The organism is Dellaglioa sp. CoH-57-MRSF-19 (assembly GCF_056781975.1).
This window is the reverse complement of the sequence record NZ_JBXAXW010000278.1, coordinates 1-267: the sequence shown is the minus strand read 5'-3', so window position 1 is coordinate 267 and position 267 is coordinate 1. Positions and strand designations below refer to the sequence as shown.

Annotated in this window: 1 protein-coding gene; it reads right to left on the bottom strand. The window is 53.9% G+C overall.

Annotation, left to right across the window (positions count from 1 at the left end; all coding sequences use genetic code 11):
* Nucleotides 1–217: hypothetical protein (locus AC1RO3_RS09225; protein WP_481764122.1), on the bottom strand; the 217-nt coding region annotated here is incomplete at its 3' end.
* Between the last annotated feature and the right edge of the window lie 50 nt (nucleotides 218–267).

Genomic DNA, 267 nt, shown 5'->3' with positions numbered 1-267 from the left:
ACCAATCTTGAAACCGCTGTTCCGTCACGTTGCCGGGCCGAATCCAGCCAACGCCATTCTCATCCGTCTCGCGGATAAATGTGCGATACCCACATTTGTGGGTCAGGAAATAGTGCGCCGAGAAGTGGGTATGCGCCAACAACCGCTTGGCAGCCATTCGATGCTTCACTGTGCCATGCTGCTCAGCCAAATACTGAATCGTGAAGTCGAGGTCCATGAACCATGGATTGATTGGGGTACGGCACACTCGATCCCTGATTTGGGTGC